Origin of the sequence: Arthrobacter gyeryongensis (genome assembly GCF_039543785.1) — a bacterium.
GTDB classification, from domain to species: domain Bacteria; phylum Actinomycetota; class Actinomycetes; order Actinomycetales; family Micrococcaceae; genus Arthrobacter; species Arthrobacter gyeryongensis.
The window spans coordinates 261,560-279,570 of sequence record NZ_BAABKK010000006.1 but is presented as its reverse complement, the minus strand read 5'-3'; the positions used below and the strand labels follow the sequence as shown (position 1 = coordinate 279,570).

The following is an 18,011-nucleotide window of genomic DNA, read 5'->3' as shown; positions in this document are numbered from 1 at the left end:
GGCGGATCGCTCCTGCAGATGATCTGCAGGAGCGATCGGCGTGTTTCCCTTATATGTGAGCGAGCGTTGGCAAATGTGCCCTCATATGTGAGCGGGCGTGGGGTTAGTTGGCTGCGGTGAACCGGGCGCGGCGGTGGACCGGAGTTTCGATTTCGTCCAACATGGCGACCGCGTAGTCCTGCGTGGAGATGATGTTTCCGGCTGGTGAATCCTTGGCAGTGGTGTACTTTCCCGTGCGTTCACCTGGCTGGATGACGGGCGCAGGTGCGAGCACCGTCCAGTCCAGGCTCTCGGGAGCTTCCTTGACGGCGGCGAAAGCTGCGGCCGCTGTGGTTGCCTCGGCCTTGTAGACCTCAGGGAAGTCCGGCGAATCGAGGAGGCGGACGCCGTCGATCTCCAGTGTTCCTGCGCCGCCGACGATCATGAGGCGTGTGCCTTCGGCGTTGCTGTAGGCGGTGTCCATTGCCGCAAGCCATTCTCCGTGGTCTCCGCCGGTGCGGCTCGGGCCGGTGGCGAGGATGACCGCGTCGTGCTCTTTGGCGATCTCCGCGAAGCTCTGGCCATCAGCGAGGTCGGCGGCGAGAGCCTTCGCTCCGGCAACCTCCGAGCCCTTGCGGGAGATGGCAGTGACTTGGTGACCGCGGGTGAGGGATTCGTTGACGATCTGGCTTCCGACCATGCCCGTTGCGCCGTAAACTGCGATTTTCATGACTCTCCTTGGGTTGCTATCCTTGCAATATCGAAACAGTATCTAATTGATACTGATAGCTTCAAAGGAACTTAGTTACTTCATGGATACCAACATGCTGCCAGCAAACATCCTTGACCCCGATTGCCCGTCTCGAGTGATCTTTCAGCGCATCGGCGACAAATGGGCCTCGTTGGTGGTCCAGGTCCTCGCGGACGGCCCCATCCGTTTCTCCGAGCTTCGCAAGATGGTCCACGTGGTGACGCCCAAGGTGCTCACCCAGACCCTTCGCACCCTGGAGCGCGACGGTCTCATCACCCGGACCGTCCACGCGCAGGTGCCCCCGCGCGTCGACTATGAACTGACCGAGCTTGGAGCTTCCCTGTTGGAGCCATTGACCCTTTTGCGTCTCTGGGCGGAGGACCACGTGCCCAGTATTCTCAAGGCCCGCGATGCCTATGACGATGCCCGGGACGATGCTTTGATCGGGGGCTAACCCTTCGCTTCTTGCCCAACTAGCTCGCATTTGTTGTCGTTTTAAGGCCTCATAACGACAACAAATGCGAGTCAGTTGGGTGTGCCGACGGGTACGCCCAAACCGAGGCGCCCGTCCCTCATGGTTGCGACCGAATCGGTGAGCGGCAGGAACTCGGTGTCGTGCGTGACCATGACGGTCGCCGTCGCGAATTCGTCCGTGACCTGCCGCAGCAACCGCACGATCGATTCACTGCGCTCGTGATCCAAGGCAGCCGTCGGCTCGTCGACGAGCAGCACCCGGGGTTGGCCCATGAGCGCCCTCGCGATGTTTACGCGCTGCCGCTGGCCTCCGGAGAGCTGGTGCGGCCGCTTGTTGAGCGAAGTCCCGAGCCCTACGACGTCGAGCAGTTCCGTAGCGCGCTTTCGCGCCTTAGCGGCCGGCTTCCCCCGGAAATGGTCTCCGATGATCAGTTGCTCGACGGCGGTCAGTGACGGCAGGAGATTGGCTTGCTGGAAGATGATGCCCACTTTTTCCCGGCGCAGGGCAGTCAGTTCGGTGTCCTTGAGTTCTGTGGCAACCGTGCCGTCGACGATAACGAGCCCGGAACCCGGCCGGACCAAAGTTGCCGCCACTGCGAGAAGCGAGGACTTCCCGGAGCCGGACGGGCCCACGAGGGAAAAGAATTCCCCGGCGCCCACGCGGAGATCCACGGCGTCCAGGGCCTTGAGGGTGGAGTCTCCGTCGGGGTATTCCAGGGTGACATTGACGAGATTTAATGCGGAGTGCATGAATATGCCTTTCGTGGAATATTAAGTGTTCGGAATGGCCTAGTTGCCGCCGAGGGCGATCAGCGGATCCACTCGGGTGATGCTGCGTACGGCAACCGCTGCACCGCCAAGGCCGAGGATCACGATCCCGGCAATCGGGACGAGCGTAGTCAGCGGAGTTACTAGGAACGGGGCCGCCTTGGCGGCAAAGAAGCCGCCCAGGACACCAAGGCCCCCACCCAGTCCCGCGCCCGCTAGCAAGACGATGCCCGCTTGGACCAGTGCGTCGCGCACCACATAGCCGGAGGAGGCGCCCATGGCCTTGAGCACCGCGATGTCCCGTGTGCGCTGGACAGTCCAGACGGTCAGGAACGCCACGATGACAAGCGCCGAGATGCCGTAGAGGAAAGCCTGCATAAGCATCAGGGAGCCGTTTTCGCTCTTGTAGGACCCGAGGGCCTGGAACGAGCCGCTGGGGGTGGCGCTGACAGTACCGGCCGCCGCATTGGCGGTGTCGAGGTCCACCGGGGCACCGGCGTCGTACGTCACCGCGAGGACTGTCCCAATCGATTCCCCGGCAGGAATATGTGCGAGCTTCTGCCACGTGGCCAGGGAGGTCCAGACGACTCCCGTGTGCGAATACCACTCGTCCCGGGCGACGGCAGAAACCGTTAGGTTGGTACCGCCTACGGTCACCCTGCTCCCGGTGCTCAGCGAGAGCTCCTTCGCCAAGGACTCCCCGACCACCACCTCGCTCTCCTTGACCGCCACTGGCGAGATGCCGCCGTCGGACCCGAAGACCGCGACGTTGGCAGTGCCCGCGGCGTTATTGGAGGAGTCGAGGGACTGGAACCGCGTCTGACTGATACCCACGGCTTCGGCAGAAGAAATACCCGGCCGGTTCCGCCAGGCTTCGAGCTGCTTGTTGGACACTTCCGATTCCGTAAAAGACGCCTTGGCCTCGCCACCGGGGGGCGCGCCGAAGGCGATTTGCTGCGCTGGAAGGCCTGCAATGGCCGACGTCGACTGGTTGCCGAGGCCCGCGGTCAGTCCGGAGAGCATGACGAGAAGGAGTGTGATGAGGGCGACGACGCTTCCCATGAGGGCGAAGCGGCCCTTGGCGAAGCGGATGTCGCGCACTGCGAGAAACATGGAATTCCTTTGGTTCGGAGGCGATCTTCTGGTCCCGTTTCAACTCTCCGGGCAGTTGGCGCATGAAACATCAGGCAGTGGATGGACTCATCCGATCGCCTTGGTTGACCCGCGGGTCAACCTTTTGGTTGATTGGGCCCGAATACGGCAGAACCTAGCCAAGAGTGTCGGCGGGCGAGACTACGCTGGAGGGCATGCAGGGAGACGATTTGCCGCAAGCCACCGCGCAGCCCAGCGTCACGGCGCAGCCCAGTGGCTCGGCCATGATTTTGCGTGTCCTGCGCGTGAGCCTGCACGTCGGTTTCGCGGTGCTTCTGCTGGTCGCCGTCCTCAGGCTTGCCGTGGCGGGACTTTCCCCTTTCGCCACGGGTTCCGGCCTCGGCCTTGCGCTGCTACTGGCTGCTGTCTACCTCGTGGGGACGGTTCTCGAAAAGAGGCACGCCGGCAACCCTGAGCGCTTCGATCCGAAGCCTTACGCACGCTGGTGGCTCGCCGTCGTGGGTTTCCTGTGGCTGCTGCTCATGCTCATCAGTCCGGACTTCGCTTGGATGGCTTTCCCGTTGTTCTTCCTGCAACTGCATATCTTGCCGCGGCGCTTCGCCCTCCCAGCCATAGCTGCCAGCACCGCACTGCTGATCGCGGCCATGTGGTTCCATAACCGTGGTGCCGGGGCGGATGCCTTGCAATCTGCCATGGTCCTCGGGCCTGTTTTCGGTGCCGCCTTCGCGGTTGTCACAGGCCTGGCGTATCGGGCGCTCTACGTCGAGGCAGAGAATCAGCGCCTCGCCGCTGAGGAATTGCGCCGCACCCGGGCCGAGCTGGCACGCAGCCAGCACGACGCTGGTGTGCTGGCTGAGCGCGAACGACTCGCTCGTGAAATCCACGACACCCTGGCGCAGGGATTCTCGAGCATCGTCCTGATGGGGCGCTCGGCCGAGAAAGCCCTCGACGCCGGTGACAACGCCGCGGCCCGTGACCGGCTCAGGACCGTCCGGGAGACAGCAGCCAGCAACCTTGCGGAGGCCCGCAATTTTGTGCGGGGACTCGGGTCCCCGGAGCTGGACGAGTCCACCCTTGCAGACACTCTGCGTCGCCTCTGTGCCAAGACCGAGGCCGAGGCCGCGGCGCGCGGAGCGACGTTGCGCTGCCGCTTCGAGCTCGAGGGCACGCCGGTGGCGCTTCCCAACCCTTACCAGACCACTTTGTTGCGCGCGGCTCAGTCTTCCCTTGCGAACGTGTGGGCGCATGCCCAGGCGAGCACCGCCGTCGTCACCCTGTCCTTCCTGGACGCCGAAGTGACCATGGACGTGTTCGACGACGGCACGGGCTTCGATCCCGCAGCGGCCGCTGCCGCGGAAACCCGCGGTGACGGAACCGGCGTCGGGCTCAAAAGCCTGCGCGAGCGGCTCGCGGCCCTGGACGGAACCCTCGCTGTCGAGTCGGCTCCCGGGGAGGGGACCGTGGTGGCAATCAGGCTGCCCTTGGGTACTGGCAACCCGGCTTTGGAGGCATCCCCATGAGCAACAACATCAGGGTTTTGCTGGTTGACGATCATCCCGTGGTCCGCGCAGGGCTCCGGGCCATGCTTGCCGATTTTGAAGGCGTCCAAGTGGTGGCGGAAGCGGCCGACGGGGGCGCCGCGTTGGCTGAACTGGCAAAGCTCCACAGCCTCGGAGAACCCGTGGACGTGGTCCTCATGGACTTGCAAATGGGCTCGGGGATGGACGGCGTCACCGCTACCGGCAAGATCAAAGCCGGTGAAGCCGGGACTCCCCCGCCGCCGGTCCTGATCCTGACCACGTATGACAACGACGCCGACATCCTCGCCGCGGTAGAAGCCGGAGCCAGCGGATACATGCTCAAAGACGCGCCACCCGAGCAAATCCGGGAAGCTGTAGCGTCTGCGGCAGCGGGTCAAACAGCCCTTGCGCCGGAGGTCGCCGCGCGGCTCATGGGGCGGATCCGCAATCCGGTGCACGCCCTGAGTGCACGTGAAGTCCAACTCGTGGAGCTCCTCGCCACTGGCATGAGCAACCGTGCGATGGCGAAGCAACTCTTCATTTCCGAGGCCACAGTCAAGACCCATTTGGTGCACATTTACGGCAAGCTGGGCGTGGACAACCGGACCGCGGCCATCGCGGCGGCAACCCAGCGCAGGATCATCCGGAGTCAGTAGGATCCGCGGAAGCCCAGGTGCCTGAAGCATCACAAAAGCGCAACGTGCTGTGATTTGGATCAATCCGGTCGGCCCAAGAAGGCATAATGGCGCAAATGGGGAAAATCAAGAATCTTGTCCTGGGGCTTGCCGCCCTGATGATTGCGGGCTCGCTGACCGCTTGTGATGACGGCCGCTCCGGGGCGGAGGGGGCGGCGAAGCAGCTCGCGTCGTCCCTGGCAGCGCTCGACGTCGGATCGCTCGCCGTTGACGGCAAAGACGCCGCAGCGGCGAACGAGCAGCTCAAGGCCGTGTTTGCGGCCCTCGATCCGGCCAAGCCGTCCGTTGAAAGCGGCGCTGTGAAGCTCGACGGCGACAAAGCGTCGGTCCCGCTCAACTTCACGTGGAAGATCGGAACAGCGGAGTGGAAATACACCTCCCAGGCCGCACTGAAGAAATCCGGCGACAAGTGGGCCGTCCAATGGACTACGACACTCCTGGAGCCGGACCTTAAGGACGGCGAAGTCCTGGACAAGACCGTCACCTCCCCGTCCAGGGCCGATATCCTCGGCGCAGGGGACGCGAAATTGGTCAGCTACCGTCCAGTGGTTCACGTGGGCATCGATAAGACCACGATTGGATCGGCGGATCCCGCTGTTTCGGCGGCGAAGCTTGCCCAACTGGTCGGCGTGGACGAAGCCGCGTATGTGAAACAGGTCCAGGCGTCCGGCCCACAGGCATTCGTCAGCGCCATCACCCTGCGCGAGGACGGAAACCGGACAGTCACGGACCAGCAGATTGCGTCGATTCCGGGCGCTCGTGGCATTCCAGATTTTCTGCCGTTGGCACCGACCCGCACCTTCGCCCGGGCTGTGTTGGGTACCGCGGCTGAGGCAAGCGCCGAACAGATCCAAAAGGCCGGGGGTGCCCTCAAGGTGGGAGACACTGTGGGAACAGGCGGCCTGCAGGAGCAGTATGACGCGCAACTCCGAGGTCAGGATGGAGTCTCCATCAAGACCCGGCCGCAGGGCATGACCGACGAACAGATCAAGGCCGCGAGGCCCGACCCCCGCCGATTGCTTTTTGCCGTCAATGTGAAGCCCGGCGATCCGTTGAAGACCACCCTGGATCCGCGTTTGCAGCAACTCGCTGAAGACACCTTGGGCGGCGTCGGCCCGGCATCGGCCATAGTGGCGCTCCGCCCCTCGACTGGCGCCGTTCTCGCAGCGGCCTCCGGCCCTGGAAGCAACGGCTACAACACGGCGATGCTGGGGCAGTACGCGCCGGGTTCGACGTTCAAGATCGTTGATTCACTCGCCTTGATCCGCAACGGAATGACGCCGGATTCCAAGGTTGAATGTACGCCAACAATTACAGTGGACGGCCGGACCTTCAAGAACGCCGAAGGCTATCCGGTGTCGTCGCTCGGCTCGGTTGCTTTGCGGGACGCTTTTGCGCATTCGTGCAACACGGCCTTCATCAGTTCCCGGGACAAGGTCAGCCAAGCCCAGCTCGAATCCGCGGCAACTTCATTGGGAGTAGCAGTCCAAGCCCCGAAACTGGGGGCCGATGCCTTCCTGGGATCCGTGCCGGGAAACGCCGACGGCACCGAGCACGCGGCTTCGATGATCGGCCAGGGAAAAGTGCTGCTTTCCCCGCTGGCCGCGGCGATCATGGCAGCTTCGGTGGCCCACGGCGCGCCGGTGTCGCCGCAACTCGTCCTGAACCCCGGCTCAGCCTCACCCTCCGCGGGTGCCACGCCGACGGCTTCCGGCGCGCCGTCGTCGTCGGCCTCTCCCGCCGCGCCGGCGTCCGAGAAGCCGGTTACGCCGGCGGAGGCAGCCGCGCTTAGCGACATGATGAGGGCTGTGGTGACCTCCGGCCACGCGGGTTTCCTCGCGTCGGTGCCGGGGGCACCCGTTGGCGCGAAGACTGGGACGGCCGAGTTCGGAAACGACAATCCGCCCAAGACGCACGCCTGGATTGTTGCAGTGCACGGAGATCTGGCGGTGGCAGTGTTCGTGGAAGACGGCGGGCTCGGTGCGACAACCAGCGGCCCGCTGCTCAAGTCGTTCCTCACCGCGGCTGGCTGAGCCGTCCGCAGACCGCTGGTGTTTGTTCTCTGGATGGACGTATTCTCAGGCTGTCACGCCGCGCCTTCTGCTGGAAGGTAACGCTAAAAAGCAACAGCAACGAGGGGAACCCATGTCGACGCCGCAGCAAGGATTTCAGTCCGCTTACCCGTCACCGTCCGATCAACGCCCTGTGAGCTTGGGTCAGTTGCAGTGGTACATGGAGGGCATGAGGCACGCGCGCCTGGCGGCTGTGTTCGGCGTGATCGGAATCTTCTCATTGGGCGTTGTTTTCGGACCCTTGGCCATTATGCAGGCGAAGAAAGCCGAGGGATTCGGGGTAGCGGCACAGGAAGGAAAGATCCTAGGTTGGGTGGGGATCGGCCTGTTCGTCTTATGGGTCCTGTTTTTCGTTGCCTACATTGTCCTGTTCGCATCGATCATCGCGAACTTGCCACACACCCCGTACCCGGGCCGCACCAGCTCGTAACGGGACATTCCTGACCGCGGCAGGCCCAGCTGCACGGGATTTCGGCGCGATATGTGAGCGAGCGTCGCCGGAAAGGGGGACATATGTGAGCGAGGGTCGCAGGGGATGGGCGCCCTCTGGACAGGTATTTCCAGCGGGTGCACACTTAATTCAACGCTTGTTGAATTAGTTGCAACGGTGGGAGTGGCCATGAACCAGCCTGAAAGCACCACTTGCGTCATCGCGGGCGGGGGCCCGGCGGGGGTGATGCTCGGACTCCTTCTGGCCCGGGCCGGCGTCGACGTCACCATCCTCGAAAAGCACGCCGACTTCCTGCGCGACTTCCGCGGCGACACCGTCCACCCCTCCACCATCCGTCTCTTGGATGAGCTTGGGCTGGGCGAGGGATTCCGCGCTTTGCCCCAAAGCAAGCTCGGCAATTTCAAACTCCCCGCGGGCGGCAAGGAAGTGACCCTGGTCGACTTCGATCGCCTCAAGCCGCCCTACGATTACGTAGCCATGGTTCCGCAGTGGGACCTCCTGAATTTCCTGGTGGACGCCGCACAGCAAGAGCCGCAGTTCACGCTCCGGATGAACACCGAGGTCACGGATCTGCTGTACGACGACGGCGGGAAGGTCGCCGGGGTGGCGTACCGCATCCGGGACGCGGCGTCCGGAGAGGAAACCGGGACGGGGGAGCTTCGCGCGACGTTGACGGTGGCATGCGACGGCCGCAGCTCGGTGCTTCGGCAGAAGGCAGGACTGGTCCCCCGCGAGTTCCCCGTGCCGTTCGACACCTGGTGGTTCAGGCTCTCCCGGCGCGCGGACGAACAGGGACAGTTGGCCTCGATCATGCCCCGCTTCTCCGGCACCGATGTGCTCCTCAGCCTGACGCGCAAGGACTTCTACCAGATCGGCTACATCGCGGAGAAAGGCAAGGACCCGCAAATGCGTGCCGAAGGTGTCGAGAGCTTCCGTGCCCGCGTCGCCCGAATCCGCCCGGATCTGGCGGACCGCGTGGATGAAATCAGGTCCATGGACGATCTCCATTTGCTCGATGTGAAGCTCAACCGGATCAAGCCCTGGCACAAACCAGGCCTCCTCCTCATCGGAGATGCCGCCCACGCGATGTCTCCTGCTGGAGGAGTGGGCATCAACCTGGCTATCCAGGACGCCGTTGCCGCGGCCCGGCGCATTGCCCGCCCATTGCTTCAGGACACCCTTGTCGAGGCAGACCTCGCGTCGGTGCAGAAGCGCCGCTGGTTCCCCACCGTAGTGATCCAGAATATGCAGCTCCTCATCCAGAAAGCGGTCTTCGGCCCCGCAGTAAAAGGCCAGTTAGTCGGGCCCCCGGGTCCGGTGGTCTTTGCCGCCCGCCATGTACCCGGGTTCGGGAAACTTCCTGCCCTCATGATCGCCTTCGGCCCGCGGCCGGAGCACGCCCCGGACTTTGCGCGCCGGAAGCCCGCCGTGAACCGGAAACCGGTGTGAACAGGGGTCGCCGCCCGGGACAGGTGAGCAGCCGGGACGCGGTTCTCCGTGCGGCCCGTGAACAGTTCAGCCGCAAAGGATATGACGCCGCAACAGTCCGGGCCATCGCGGCCGAGGCCGGTGTGGATCCATCCATGATCAACCATCATTTCGGCACCAAGGAGCAGCTGTTCATGGCTGCGCTTGAGTCTCCTGTGGACCCCAAGGAACACCTGACGGCTGTCCTTGACGGGCCGCGGGACGGCGTCGGGGAGCGGTTGGTATCGCGCTTCCTGACAGTTTGGGACTCGCCCGCGGGGGCAGCCGGGGTCGCGGTCCTGAGAACGGCGATGCAACACGAATGGAGTGCGGCACTGGTCCGCGAGTTCATCCTCAACCGGGCTATCAAACCTTTGCTGGCTGGCCTTGGTGTCCCCGCGGAAGAGGCTTCGTGGCGCGGAAGCCTGGTGGCATCGCAGCTTTCCGGACTCATCCTCACCCGTTACCTGATCAAACTGGAGCCGATCGCTTCGGCCCCGCACGCCGTCGTCGTCCAAGCGCTAGGGCCGACAATCCAGCGGTACCTGACCGGCGCCGTAAGCGGTGGACTGTCGGACTGGATCACCAAAACCGGCGACTAAGGAGTCTCCCGCGGTCCGTGGGAAGATTGGGCAGTGGCCCATATTGACGTTTCAGGCATCGACTACTTCCTCTCCGACGGCACCCAGCTGCTCAACGGCGTGACCTTCAAGGTCCCGGACGGCAGCAAAACGGCCCTGATCGGGCCGAACGGAACGGGAAAGACCACCCTGTTCAAGATCATCGCCGGCGATCTCACGCCTGACGAAGGAGTGGTGGGCCGTTCCGGCACCATGGGCATCATGCGACAGTTCGTCGGGCAGGTCCGCGATGAGTCCACCGTGCGTGACCTGCTCGTTTCAGCCGCGCCGCCGGCCCTCGCCGCGGCCGCCAAAGCGGTCGAAGACGCCGAGCTCGCCATGATGGAGCACGACGACGAGCCCACCCAGATGCGGTACGCCCAAGCGATCGTGGACTGGGGAGACGCCGGAGGGTACGACGTCGAGACCGTCTGGGACGAGGTCTGCATGGCCGCGCTCGGCATCCCCTTTGACCGCGCACAGCACCGCCCGGCGTCGAGCCTTTCGGGCGGCGAGCAGAAGCGGCTGGTGCTTGAGGCGCTGTTCTCCGGACCGGATCAGCTCCTACTCCTCGACGAACCGGACAACTACCTCGACGTTCCAGGCAAGCGTTGGCTCGAAAGCAAGCTCAACGAATCCAAGAAGACGGTCTTCTTCATCAGCCACGACCGCGAGCTGCTCAACAACGCCGCGGGCCGCATCGTGACCCTTGAGCCCGGCATCAACGGGGCCGGTGCCTGGGTGCACGGCGGGGGTTTCGGCACCTATGTGGAAGCGCGTATCGACCGCAACGCGCGCTTCGAGGAACTGCGCAAGCGCTGGGACGAGGAGCACCTGAAGCTCAAGGAACTCGTCATCATGTACAAGACCAAGGCTGCATTCCGCTCGGACATGGCCAACAAGTACCAGGCCGCCCAAACGCGACTCGCCAAGTTCCTTGAGGCCGGACCGCCCGAAGCCCTGCCCCTGGAGCAGAACGTGCACATGCGCCTCAAGGGAGGCCGCACGGCCAAACGCGCTGTGGTAGCTGAAAAGCTTGAACTCACGGGCCTGATGAAGCCGTTCTCCACCGAGATCTGGTTCGGCGACCGGGTGGGCGTGCTCGGTTCCAATGGCTCGGGCAAGAGCCACTTCCTGCGGCTCCTTGCTGCAGGCGGCACCGACCCGGAGCGCGAGCATTTGCCGGTTTCCGACGTCGAAATCGCTGAAGTTCCGCACGAAGGCACCGTCAAGCTGGGTGCCAGGATCCGTCCCGGATTCTTCGCTCAGACCCATTCCCGTCCGGATCTGTTGGGCCGGACGCTCCTGGACATCCTGCACCGGGGCGACGAACACCGTTCCGGGCTGGGCCGCGAGGCTGCTTCCGGCGCGCTCGACTCTTATGGGCTGGTGGGTTCGGCCGAGCAGAAGTACGAGTCGCTCTCCGGTGGGCAGCAGGCGCGCTTCCAGATCCTGCTCCTTCAGCTGTCCGGCGCTACGCTCTTGCTCCTGGACGAGCCGACGGACAACCTGGACCTGCACTCGGGCGAAGCCTTGGAGCGCGCCATCGACGCGTTCGAAGGCACCGTCCTGGCTGTCACGCACGACCGCTGGTTCGCGAAGTCCTTCGACCGTTTCCTCGTCTTCGGATCCGACGGCAAAGTCTACGAATCCGCGGAGCCCGTCTGGGACGAGTCCCGGGTGGAACGGGCGCGCTGACTTCCAGCCGACCCCGTCCGCGCACGACGCCGTTCCCGGGCTGAGACGCTCGCTCACCTTTGGTGCCCCGCCACGGAACGCGCGCTCACCTTTGGTGGGCTTTTTCGGAACGCTCGCTCACCTTTGGTGCCCCGCCACGGAACGCGCGCTCACCTCAAGTGAGCGAGCGTCGGCCTCTAACGCGTCAGAAGTGAGCGAGCGTCGGCCGGAAACGCCCCAAAAGTGAGCGAGCGTTTGAGCCGTTCGACACACGGGGCGATTTCTGCGCGCAAGTTCCCGCGCCTAGCGCCCATATGATCATCATGGATGATTAGATGATCATTCCCGGGTAGCATTTGAGCATGAGGACTGCTGACCGCCACCGGCTCATTGGCGAGCTACTGCGCAAGCGCGAAGAGATCACCGTTGACGAACTGGTTGCCGAATGCGGGGCATCGGGGGCCACTATTCGGCGCGACCTGGAAATCCTAGCGTCCCACGGTGTCCTCCGCCGGGTGCATGGCGGCGCCCGCAGCCTCGTGGACCGCGGCGACAACCCCGGCTATGGGCAGCGCGAGCTGGAGGACCAGAATGCCAAGGAGAGAATCGCCGTCGCCGTCGAACGATTGCTCCGCGACCGCGATCACGTGTGGCTGGACAGCGGTTCCACGGCAACGGAGATCGCGCGCCGGCTTGCGCAGCGGGAGCTGACCATCATGCCGATGTCCCTTCGTGCGGTGGAGTTCCTGGCCACGGACCTTGCCTCTGGGCGGCGGCCGGGCCTGTTGTTGCCCGGTGGCAGCCTGGTTCCCGGCGAGCAGTCATTCCGGGGACCAATGGCAGAGGCAAACATCCGCTCCTTGCGTTTTGACACCGCGATCGTCACTCCGTGTGCGATCAACCTCAAAGACGGCCTGCTGGCGCACGATCTCGAGGACGCCGCGATCAAGCGGGCAGGTCTGGAATCGGCCGGCCGGGTGATCGTGGCCTGCACAGGAAGTAAGTGGAATGCACAGGCCGTGGCCTTGGTTGCAGCCATGGACGCGGTAGATGTCATTGTGACGGACCGGAAGCCAAGCACTGAAGAATGCACCCGACTTGAAAATCTCTCCGTGGAAGTTGTGATCGTATGACCACCAGCACCCGAACCGCTCCGAACGTCAAAGCAGCGGCAATCGCCACTTTCCTGGTTTTCGGCATGAACGGGCTCGTCTTTGCCAGCTGGGCGGCCCGCATACCCGCCGTCACCCAGACCCTGCACCTGACGTCCGGACAGATGGGCACACTCCTGCTGTGCACCGCCGTCGGGTCCCTTGTGGCGCTCCCCTCTGCGGGATGGGTTGTGGGGAGGATTGGTACGGCCAATACCGTCCGCGCCGCGGGGCTCCTTGCCGCCTCCGCCGGAGCGGCTATCGCCTTCTCCCTGATGGCCGGATCCGTGGCCGCCACTGCGCTGGCGCTCTTTTTCTTCGGTGTTGGGGTCGGTCTGTGGGACGTGTCGCAGAATATCGAGGGGGCCGACGTCGAACACCGGCTCGGGCGCACCATTATGCCGCAGTTCCACGCCGCTTTTAGCGGGGGTGCCTTTGTGGGTGCGCTGGTTGGCGCGTGGCTTTCCGAGATCGGCGTTGGACTTCCGGAGCACCTGCTGGTCATTGCCGGCGTCGTGGTTCTTCTCACTTTGACCGCGCCGCGCTACTTCATGCCCCACGAAGCCACAGGAACAATGCCCGACGGCGGCGCGCCAGCTGTCAAGGGTCCGTCGGCTTGGCGGGACTCCCGCACCCTGTTGATCGGTGTGGTGGTGCTTGGAGCGACCCTCACGGAGGGGGCCGGAAACGACTGGATCGCCAAGGCCTCGGTGGATGGGTTGAATACTTCCGAATCGGCAGGCGCTCTCTTGTTTGCGCTCTTTGTGGCCGCGATGACCCTGATGCGTTTCCTTGGCGGCCGCGCGATCGACAGGTTCGGACGTGTAGCCGTGTTGCGGGTCAGCATGGCCGCCGCGGGAGTGGGCCTTGCTCTCTTCGTTTTCGCGGGCAACCTCATCCTTGCCGGGATGGGTGCGGCCCTTTGGGGTATCGGTGCAGCCTTGGCGTTCCCGATGGGCATGTCCGCTGCTGCCGATGATCCGAGACATGCAGCCGGGCGCGTCTCGGTGGTCTCGACAATCGGCTATGTGGCGTTTCTCGCCGGCCCGCCGCTTCTGGGATACCTAGGTGACCACACCGGCATCCACATGGCCCTGCTTGCCATCGGGGCGCCGATCCTGATCGCACTGTGGCTGGCCGGCGCCGCGAAGCCCCTGGTTAAAAGCAACTGACTCGCAGTTGTTGTCGTTTTGAAGGATCAGAACGACAACAACTGCGAGTCAGTTGGGTGGCTACGACGACGGGTGGTTACGGGGCTGAGGTGGCGGGAGCCGAAGGAACTGCGCTCGGCGATGCCCCGTTGGTCGGAGCACCGCTCGGCCGGTTCCGGCCCTGGCCGCCCTGGCCGTTGAAGTTCTGGAACTGGCCGCGGCCGGGACGGGCCTGGCCGGCATCCATGAGCTTTGTGACGCCGACGCCTCCGAAGAAGCCGACAGCAACCAGCAGCACGGCAAGGAGGATCTGCGTCAGGCGACCCATCTTGAAGCGCTTCTTGGGCACGAATGGCTCCGGCGCTTGGGGTTGGCCCCACCCTTGTCCGGTGGGTTCCTGACCGGTGGCCTGCAGGACGGCGGTCGGCTGTCCGGTATGGGGCTGTTGGGTGTAGGGCTGCTGGGGCTCCGGCTGGTTCGTGGGACCGGGCTCCGGTGCTGAATAGGACATTTTTGGATCTCCTGTTGGCTGTTTCTTTTAGTTGCTGGAGGTGGAACTGTGGGCGGTTATTCGTACCGCAGGGCGTCGATCGGCCGGAGTTTCGCCGCCTTGTTGGCCGGGTAGATTCCGAAAATCAGGCCGATCGCCGCGGATACGAGGAACGACAGCCACACGGTCCACCACTGGACTTCGGGTTGCGTTCCCAGCAGAGGGAACGCGCTGCCGATGTAGCCCGCGGCAATTCCCAGCACCCCGCCGATCAGCGAAATGATGAGCGATTCGATCAGGAACTGGCTCACGATGCTGCCCCGCGAGGCTCCGATCGCCTTGCGGATGCCGATTTCGCGTGTACGTTCGGTGACCGTGACGAGCATGATGTTCATAACGCCGATTCCGCCCACCAGAAGCGAAATGCCTGCCACGGCGCCCAGGAGGATCGTCAGCGTGGCAGTTGTGGTGGTGGCCGTCGTGAGGATCTGTGCCTGGTTCCGCACTTGGTAGTCACGGTTGGCGGAGGTGACGTTGTGCCGGGCATCGAGGATCATCTGTACCTCGTTCTGGGCCTGGTTCATCACGTCCGCCGACTTCGCCTGGACGGTGATGGAGGCGAGGGACGGCGAGTATCCGGTGAACTTGTCTTGCGCCGCACTGTAGGGGATCACCACAATGTCGTCTGGATCGTTGAGCCCCGAGGACCCCTTTTGGGCCAGTACGCCGGAGACCACGAAGTTCTGGCCGTTGAGGGCGATCGTCTGCCCCACGGCCGAGGTCACCGAGGTGCCCACCAGGTCCTGCGCCACGGTATTGCCGATCACGGCCACTGCGGTGCCGCTGCTTGCGTCACCGTCGCTGAAGTAGGACCCTGCCGCGAGGGTGTCGTTCGAAATGGAAAAGTACGACGGCGTGGTCCCCACGAACGTTGCGACCGCGTGGGTTGCGTCCTGGTAAGTCCCCGTGACGTTCTGTGCCGTGACCACCGGAGCCGTTGCGGCGACGTCGGGGGCCATGACGGGATCCGTCAGCGCGGCCATGTCCTGCAGCGTGAGGTTGGTGCCACGTGACCGCGGACCGGTGACGGCTTGCCCGCCGCCCGCGGCGCGGCCGCCGGCCGTCGTCTGGCGGCTCACGGTGAGTACGTTGGTTCCCAGTTTGCCGATCTGGGCCTTGATGGCGTTGGAGGTTCCGGCGCCCACGGCCAGCAGGATGATGACGGATGCGATGCCGATCAGGATGCCGAGGGTAGTGAGGATGGAGCGCATCTTGTTGGCCATCACCCCGGTCAGGGCAAAGCGAACGGATTCGGCGATCATCATGCCGGCACCGCCGTCGCTACGGGGTGCGCATTTACGGCACGGATCCGGTGGTCCTCAATGATGTGCCCGTCCTGGAAGCGCACTACGCGGTTGGCCCGCGCCGCGACGTCGGCTTCGTGGGTGATCATCACAATGGTCCGGCCGTTGGCGTGCAGGGACTCGAAGAGATCGAGGATTTCGTGCGAGGACTTGGTGTCCAGTGCACCCGTCGGCTCGTCGGCCAGCAGCAGCACCGGGTTGGTCACGAGCGCCCGGGCGATGGCAACACGCTGTTGTTGTCCGCCGGAGAGCTGCGAAGGCTTGTGGTCGGCCCGCTCTGCCAAGCCCACGGAAGCGAGCACTTCCAGGGCCCGCTCGCGCCGTTCCTTGCGGTGCACTTTTGCGTAAGCGAGGGGCATGGAGACGTTGTCCACGGCCCGCGTGCGCGGTATCAGGTTGAAGTTCTGGAAGACGAAGCCGATTTTCCGGTTGCGGATCTGCGCGAGCTGGAATTCATCCAGGGTCCCGGTATCGATGCCGTCCAGGTGATAAGTCCCCTGGGTGGCGCCGTCGAGGCAGCCGATGATGTTCATCATGGTGGACTTTCCGGAGCCCGAGGCGCCGATGATGGCCACGAAGTCGCCCCGGTCAATGGAGATGCTGACGGAATCGAGTGCCCGTACTTCGGCCTCCCCTTTGCCATAGATCTTGCTCACGGAGTCCAGTTGGATGACAGCGTCGTTCACGGCTGCTTACCCGCCATTTCCGCGGGTGCCACCGGTGCCGCCCGTAACTCCGGCGCCGCCCGTGCCACCGAATCCGCCCGTACCGCCAAGTCCGCCCGTCCCGGTTCGTCCGGTAGTGCCGGTGGTGTCCAGGGTGGAGGAGATGGCGGGGAGTTCAATCTGATCGCCCGCGTTGAGTCCGGTGAGCACCTGGGTGCGGCCATTGTCCGTGATCCCGGTGGTGATGGTCACCGGCGTCGAGGTTCCGTTCTTCATCACGTTGACGGTCTGCTTGGTTCCGGTGGTGGTGATGGCCAGCGAAGGCACCGTCAAAGCGTTCTTGGCGGTCGCCGTCGTCACGGAGATGTTTGCGCTCTGGCCGAGCCGGAGGGCAGCCGGGGGGTTCTTGATGGAGATCGTCACGGGGTAGCTGACCACGTTGTTCGTGGTTGTGGCGTTCTGGGCGATTGCCGTGATGGTTCCGGTGACGGGTGCCGCGGAGGGGTCGGTCTTGAGCGCCGGGAAGGTGAAGGTGGCGGAGTCGCCGGTCTTCATGGCGGCAATGTCGGATTCGGCGAAGTTGGCGATGACCTGCAGATGCGCTGTGTCGCTGATGGTGATCAGTCCGGAGGACGATGTGCTCGCCGCGCTTGTGGAGGAGCTGCTGGAGGAACCCGAAGCTCCAGAGGAACCGGAAGCCGAGGACCCGGATGAGCCGGAGCTGCTGCCGGCATTGCCTCCGACGACGGCGTTCACAGCGGTGACCGTTCCTGAAACCGGGGCCGCGAGTGAGCAGGACGCCAGGTTCTTGGTTGCGGTGTCGACGGCAATCTGGGCCGACGTCGTATTGGAGGTGGCGCCGCCACCGCTTTGGGCGGAATTGAGGGCCGTCGCAGCCGAGGCGATCTGCTCTTTGTCCTTGAGTGCCGAACTGGCTTGCTGGTTGACGGCTTGGGTCAGTGCCTGGTTGTCCTTCGCCAGCTGGGCCTGTGCCGTATTGAGCGCATTCTGGGCCGGCTGGCTGCTGGGCTGGGCGCTGGCGGCGGTCTGAGCCGCGGCGACAGTCGCATTGTCATTGTTCACGGCTGTCTGCGCGGCGGTCACGGCACTGGCTTGCTGGCTCGCGTCCAGGTTGGCCGTTTGTTGGGCGTTGGCCAGGCTCTGATTCGCCGAAGCTACCTGGTTGCTGGCTGAGGCCTGCTGTTGGTTTGCCTGCGCGGCGGCGGAATCCAGTTGGGCCTGGGCGACGGCCAGGGCGTTCTGGGCGTTCGTCGGATCAATGGTCACCAGCACTTGCCCGGCTGTGACTTGCTGACCGGTCACAGCGGAAACAGTGGCGATGGGCCCGGTGCAGTTCTGCGCGTTGATGACCGTGGTGCTTGCGGGCGAGACGTTTCCGCTCGCCGTAGAGACCGCGGCTAGGTCGGCTGCGCTGACCGCGACGGTGCGGGCGGTGGTGTCGGCGGCCGTTTGCGGCACGCCGTTCAGCACGAAGAAGGCGCCGGCGGCAATGCCGATAACGGCCACCCCGATGCCGCTGTTGATGAGTTGAGGCTTTGAGAGCATGCCCGAAGACTATGGTCGCTCTCTTGGAGAAGACCGA

At 64.3% G+C, this 18,011-nt stretch carries 17 protein-coding genes; 10 read left to right on the top strand and 7 right to left on the bottom strand.

From position 1 onward, the window contains the following. Window positions 1–103: 103 nt before the first annotated feature. A complete protein-coding gene (locus ABEA18_RS05255) occupies window positions 104–709 on the bottom strand; it encodes an NAD(P)-dependent oxidoreductase (protein ID WP_345448246.1) in 606 nt (201 codons plus the stop codon). An 82-nt stretch (window positions 710–791) separates the two neighbouring features. On the opposite strand from ABEA18_RS05255, the gene ABEA18_RS05250 reads away from it, so the two are divergent. After that, window positions 792–1,184, top strand: coding sequence for a winged helix-turn-helix transcriptional regulator (locus ABEA18_RS05250; RefSeq protein ID WP_345448245.1), 393 nt, complete (start codon window positions 792–794; stop codon window positions 1,182–1,184). Window positions 1,185–1,255: 71 nt separating this feature from the next. Here the strand turns inward: ABEA18_RS05250 and ABEA18_RS05245 are convergent, their stop codons facing one another. Further along, window positions 1,256–1,954: an ABC transporter ATP-binding protein gene (locus ABEA18_RS05245; RefSeq protein ID WP_345448244.1), complete on the bottom strand. Its 699-nt coding sequence runs from the start codon at window positions 1,952–1,954 to the stop codon at window positions 1,256–1,258. Between the two features lie 39 nt (window positions 1,955–1,993). Beyond that, entirely contained in the window at window positions 1,994–3,085 is a 1,092-nt protein-coding gene (locus ABEA18_RS05240) for an ABC transporter permease (RefSeq protein WP_345448243.1), read from the bottom strand. A 194-nt stretch (window positions 3,086–3,279) separates the two neighbouring features. On the opposite strand from ABEA18_RS05240, the gene ABEA18_RS05235 reads away from it, so the two are divergent. The 9 genes from ABEA18_RS05235 (at window position 3,280) to ABEA18_RS05195 (ending at window position 13,910) form a co-directional block, all read left to right on the top strand. Beyond that, window positions 3,280–4,605, top strand: a complete 1,326-nt coding sequence (locus ABEA18_RS05235; RefSeq protein ID WP_345448242.1) for a sensor histidine kinase — start codon at window positions 3,280–3,282, stop codon at window positions 4,603–4,605. After that, window positions 4,602–5,261: a response regulator gene (locus ABEA18_RS05230; protein ID WP_345448241.1), complete on the top strand. Its 660-nt coding sequence runs from the start codon at window positions 4,602–4,604 to the stop codon at window positions 5,259–5,261. Before ABEA18_RS05235 ends, ABEA18_RS05230 begins: the two co-directional genes overlap by 4 nt. A gap of 95 nt (window positions 5,262–5,356) precedes the next feature. Continuing rightward, entirely contained in the window at window positions 5,357–7,333 is a 1,977-nt protein-coding gene (locus tag ABEA18_RS05225; RefSeq protein WP_345448240.1) for a penicillin-binding transpeptidase domain-containing protein, read from the top strand. A 208-nt stretch (window positions 7,334–7,541) separates the two neighbouring features. After that, window positions 7,542–7,802, top strand: coding sequence for a hypothetical protein (locus ABEA18_RS05220; RefSeq protein ID WP_345448239.1), 261 nt, complete (start codon window positions 7,542–7,544; stop codon window positions 7,800–7,802). Window positions 7,803–7,991: 189 nt separating this feature from the next. Beyond that, complete coding sequence (locus ABEA18_RS05215; RefSeq protein WP_345448238.1) at window positions 7,992–9,272, top strand: FAD-dependent oxidoreductase; 1,281 nt, start codon at window positions 7,992–7,994, stop codon at window positions 9,270–9,272. Between the two features lie 23 nt (window positions 9,273–9,295). Then, entirely contained in the window at window positions 9,296–9,892 is a 597-nt protein-coding gene (locus ABEA18_RS05210; protein WP_345448237.1) for a TetR/AcrR family transcriptional regulator, read from the top strand. A gap of 33 nt (window positions 9,893–9,925) precedes the next feature. Further along, window positions 9,926–11,608 (top strand): ABC-F family ATP-binding cassette domain-containing protein, encoded by a 1,683-nt coding sequence (locus ABEA18_RS05205; RefSeq protein ID WP_345448236.1) that lies wholly within the window; start codon window positions 9,926–9,928, stop codon window positions 11,606–11,608. Window positions 11,609–11,949: 341 nt separating this feature from the next. Continuing rightward, on the top strand, window positions 11,950–12,720 hold the full coding sequence (locus ABEA18_RS05200; RefSeq protein ID WP_345448235.1) for a DeoR/GlpR family DNA-binding transcription regulator: 771 nt from the start codon (window positions 11,950–11,952) through the stop codon (window positions 12,718–12,720). Continuing rightward, window positions 12,717–13,910: an MFS transporter gene (locus tag ABEA18_RS05195; RefSeq protein ID WP_345448234.1), complete on the top strand. Its 1,194-nt coding sequence runs from the start codon at window positions 12,717–12,719 to the stop codon at window positions 13,908–13,910. Before ABEA18_RS05200 ends, ABEA18_RS05195 begins: the two co-directional genes overlap by 4 nt. 76 nt (window positions 13,911–13,986) lie before the next feature. Here ABEA18_RS05195 and ABEA18_RS05190 read toward each other — a convergent pair whose 3' ends face one another. Genes ABEA18_RS05190 through ABEA18_RS05175 form a run of 4 tightly spaced genes read right to left on the bottom strand, consistent with a single transcriptional unit; the run spans window position 13,987 to window position 17,974 of the window. Beyond that, complete coding sequence (locus ABEA18_RS05190; protein WP_345448233.1) at window positions 13,987–14,400, bottom strand: hypothetical protein; 414 nt, start codon at window positions 14,398–14,400, stop codon at window positions 13,987–13,989. Between the two features lie 56 nt (window positions 14,401–14,456). Then, window positions 14,457–15,704, bottom strand: coding sequence for an ABC transporter permease (locus ABEA18_RS05185; protein WP_345448232.1), 1,248 nt, complete (start codon window positions 15,702–15,704; stop codon window positions 14,457–14,459). Then, window positions 15,701–16,429, bottom strand: a complete 729-nt coding sequence (locus ABEA18_RS05180; RefSeq protein WP_345448231.1) for an ABC transporter ATP-binding protein — start codon at window positions 16,427–16,429, stop codon at window positions 15,701–15,703. Before ABEA18_RS05180 ends, ABEA18_RS05185 begins: the two co-directional genes overlap by 4 nt. A 6-nt stretch (window positions 16,430–16,435) precedes the next feature. Further along, on the bottom strand, window positions 16,436–17,974 hold the full coding sequence (locus ABEA18_RS05175; RefSeq protein WP_345448230.1) for an efflux RND transporter periplasmic adaptor subunit: 1,539 nt from the start codon (window positions 17,972–17,974) through the stop codon (window positions 16,436–16,438). Between the last annotated feature and the right edge of the window lie 37 nt (window positions 17,975–18,011).